This is a genomic window from Vibrio sp. 10N.222.55.C6 (assembly GCF_041473395.1).
Lineage (GTDB): Bacteria > Pseudomonadota > Gammaproteobacteria > Enterobacterales > Vibrionaceae > Vibrio > Vibrio crassostreae_C.
Map to the genome: position 1 here is coordinate 1 of NZ_JBFRSD010000971.1, position 376 is coordinate 376.

The following is a 376-nucleotide window of genomic DNA, read 5'->3' on the forward strand; positions in this document are numbered from 1 at the left end:
ATTGGTTCTATTGCAATACTTTGCTCGCTAGTTGGCGTGTACAGCTGAACGAATGGGTAGCTTTCATCTTGTTGGTAGCGAATAGCGGCAGACGAATCTGAGCGCGTAAACGCAAGTTGGTTGGTTGTCTTGGAATCAAATTCAAAGCAGTGATTTAAGCTTTGATTGGTGAGCGAGTCGTCCAAAGACAAACGGTCAAAAGCGTGCTTTTCACCATTGGGTAGGTCGTTTTCGTGTATGACCTCAGAGCAAGGCGACATAGCGAGTCCACATTGTGCTAGCTCAGTACCGAGTGAAAAATAAGGGTGCCAAGCATCACCGAATGGGAAGGCTGAATCACCCAGATTAGAGACGGTCGTTGAGGAAGTGAGCTTGC

At 47.3% G+C, this 376-nt stretch carries 1 pseudogene; it reads right to left on the reverse strand.

The features are described from left to right. Nucleotides 1-376 (reverse strand): annotated as a pseudogene (locus AB4486_RS27115) (aldose 1-epimerase); the annotation flags it as partial.